A 3,034-nucleotide genomic window follows, 5' to 3' on the forward strand; every position below is an offset into this window, starting at 1 on the left:
CGCCGGCCCGTACGCCCTCCAGCGCCCGGCCGAGCGCCGCCGAGACGGGCTCGTGGCCCGGCTCGGCCGCCAGCAGCTTCAGCGCCGCCCCCCCCCCCGCCGCCCCGGGGGGGGGCCCCGGCGGGCTGCGCCACTTCGACGAGGCGTACGACGACGACCGGGTCCTCGCAGTCGGCGGCCGTACGCTGCCCGCCTGGGCTTCCGGGCGGCGGCCCGCCTGGTTCCCCGAGGAGTTCGACTGGATCGTCGGATGTACGTACCGGGGCCTGCCGGGCGGGCGGGTGCGGGTGCGCAACGTGCTGGGCGGCAACGCGTCGTTCCGGCGTTCGGCGTTCGACGCGGCCGGGGGGTTCGCGACGGGCATCGGACGGGACGGCGACCGGCGCCCGCTCGGCTGCGAGGAGACCGAGCTGTGCATCCGCGTCGCGCGCGCGGTGCCGGGAGCGGTGATCCTGATCGACGACCGGTCGGTCATCCACCACAAGGTGCCCCCCGCGCGCGAGCGGTTCGGCTATTTCCGCGCCCGCGCGTACGCGGAGGGGCTGTCGAAGGCGCTCGTGGCACGCAGCGTCGGCACGGCCAGGGGCCTGGAGTCCGAACGCCGCTACACGACACGCGTGCTGCCCGCCGGGATCGTACGGGGGCTGCGCGACGCGGCACTCGGCAGGCCGGGCGGCGCGCGGCGCGCGGCGGCGATCGTCGTGGGGGTCCTGACCACTGCGGGCGGCTACGCCGTGGGCCGGATACGCACCCGGAGCGGCGCGGTCTCCTTCTCGTCGGGCCCGATCACGCCACTCGGCACGGACGATACGGCCGTGAGCGGCCCGGCCGGGGTGCCCGCCGCGGCCCCGGTGGCCGGCGGCGGCGTGGGCCGGGACGGCGGGCCCGTGCCGATCCTCATGTACCACGCGGTGGCGCACCATCCGTCCCCCGCCGCACGGGCGCTGTCGGTGGCGCCCGAGGCGTTCGCCGCGCAGATGGCGCTGCTCGCGGAGCGCGGCAGGACGCCGCTGACCACGGCGGCGCTCGGCGAGGCGTGGCGGCGGGGCACCGCCCTGCCGGCCCGCCCCGTGCTGATCACCTTCGACGACGGCTACGAGGGCGTGCACCGGCACGCGCTGCCGGTCCTCGCCGCGCACGGCTTCACCGCGACGGTGTTCGTGTCGACGGGGTGGCTGCGCGGCAGGCACGGGACGGGCGGCGCGCCGGACACGATGCTGGACTGGCACCAGGTGCGCGAACTGGCGGCGGCCGGCCTGGAGATGGGCGGGCACAGCCACTCCCATCCGCAGCTCGACCAGCTGGCGGGCGATCGCCTGCGGACCGAGGTCGGGCGGTGCCGGGAGATCACCGCCCAGGAGACGGGGACGGCGCCGGTGTCGTTCGCGTACCCCTTCGGCTACTCGAACCGGGGCGTGCGGCGCGTGGTGCGGGAGGCGGGGTTCGCCCAGTCGCTCGCCGTGCGCAACGCGCCGGCCCGCCGCGCCCAGGGGCCCTACGCGCTCGCGCGGCTGACGGTGCGGCGCAGAACGTCCATCGAGGAGTTCGGCAGGCTGGTCGAGGGAGAGGGGATCGGCAGGGCGTTCGCCGCGGACCGTGCGCTGACGAAGGGGTACGCGCTGGTGCGCAGGGCGCGGGCGGCGACACGCGCGGTGCGCGGGTGACGTCGGCGGGGGGGCGGGGGGCGGGCCGCCCCCCCCGGGGGGGCGGCGGGGCCCCCCCCCCCCCCACCACCGGGGCCCCGGGGCCGTGGAGGTGACAAAAGACCGTGCGTGGGCCAGTCCCGTGCCGGATCATGGCTGCCATGTCTGCCAACGCTGAGGACAGGACCGAGGGCGCGTACGAGGACGCATTCGACGACACGGGCGCCGGCGCACACGACGACAGGGCGGTCGCGCCCGAGCACGCGCTGCCCTTCCGGCTGGCCCTGGACGACGGCGACTCCCCCGCGGACGTCGTGGACGCCCTCTTCCTCGGCCGCTTCGCGACCGGGCGGCAGCCCTACTCGCACAGTTCGTCGATCGACCGGGTCAAGCCCGGCCTGACGCTGCGGCCGCCCGGCGCCACCGTGCTGCGGCAGGCCCGCGACGACGACCGCAGCGCGACCCTCGTGGAGGGCGAAGGCTGGACCATGCTCATCTCCCGCTGGAGCCGCGGCGCGGACGTCACGGTCACCGCCGTCACGTCCGAACTGGCCCAGGAGATCCACAGGCAGGCGACGGACGGCGCGCAGGACGATCCGGAGCCCCAGCCGGAGAACGTGACGATGGGGTTCTGGTACGTGTCGCCGCGGCGCGGCCCGCACCGTACGACCCGTCAGATCAGCGCGGGCACCTGGGAGGAGGTGCGGGGCAACTACACCGCGCCGGTCGCCGACGCGATGGACGGCCTGATGAAGGTGACGCCCGACGACATCGCGGGCCGGCTCCTCCTGCTGCACGGGCCGCCGGGCACCGGGAAGACGTCCGCGCTGCGCACGCTCGCCCGCTCGTGGCGCGACTGGTGCCAGGTGGACTGCGTCCTCGACCCCGAGCGGCTGTTCAACGACGTCGGCTATCTGATGGACATCGCGATCGGCGAGGACGACACGGGCGGGGGCCGTTGGCGGCTGCTGCTCCTTGAGGACTGCGACGAACTCATCAGGGGCGAGGCGAAGCACGCGGCGGGCCAGGCGCTCTCCCGCCTGCTCAACCTGACGGACGGACTGCTCGGCCAGGGCAGGAACGTCCTGGTCGGTGTCACCACCAACGAGAACCTGGAGCGCCTGCACCCGGCCGTGGTCCGTCCGGGCCGCTGCCTGGCCCGTATCGAGGTGGGCGGCCTGACCCACGCCGAGTCCGTGGCCTGGCTGGAGCGGGACGCCGTCCCGTGGGAGGGCACGGTGGCGCGCGACGGCGCGACCCTGGCGGAGCTGTACGCGATGCGCCGCGGGCGCGGGCGCCTCCCCGCGGCGCCCGCGCCGCGCGCGGAGGAGGCCGGCCTCTACCTGTGACGACCGGGAAAGCGCGGCTGAGGGCCGGGCCCGGCCCTCAGC

Annotated in this window: 2 protein-coding genes; both read left to right on the plus strand. The window is 76.4% G+C overall.

Translation table 11 applies throughout. The annotated features are described in order from the left end of the window. Positions 1–899 precede the first annotated feature (899 nt). Positions 900–1,664: a polysaccharide deacetylase family protein gene (locus tag LCE31_RS12670; RefSeq protein ID WP_225014327.1), complete on the plus strand. Its 765-nt coding sequence runs from the start codon at positions 900–902 to the stop codon at positions 1,662–1,664. A 140-nt stretch (positions 1,665–1,804) separates the two neighbouring features. Further along, a complete protein-coding gene (locus LCE31_RS12675) occupies positions 1,805–2,992 on the plus strand; it encodes a DUF5925 domain-containing protein (protein ID WP_225014312.1) in 1,188 nt (395 codons plus the stop codon). Positions 2,993–3,034: the final 42 nt, after the last annotated feature.

Origin of the sequence: Streptomyces sp. 8L, assembly GCF_020176795.1 — a bacterium.
In the GTDB taxonomy this organism is placed as follows: domain Bacteria; phylum Actinomycetota; class Actinomycetes; order Streptomycetales; family Streptomycetaceae; genus Streptomyces.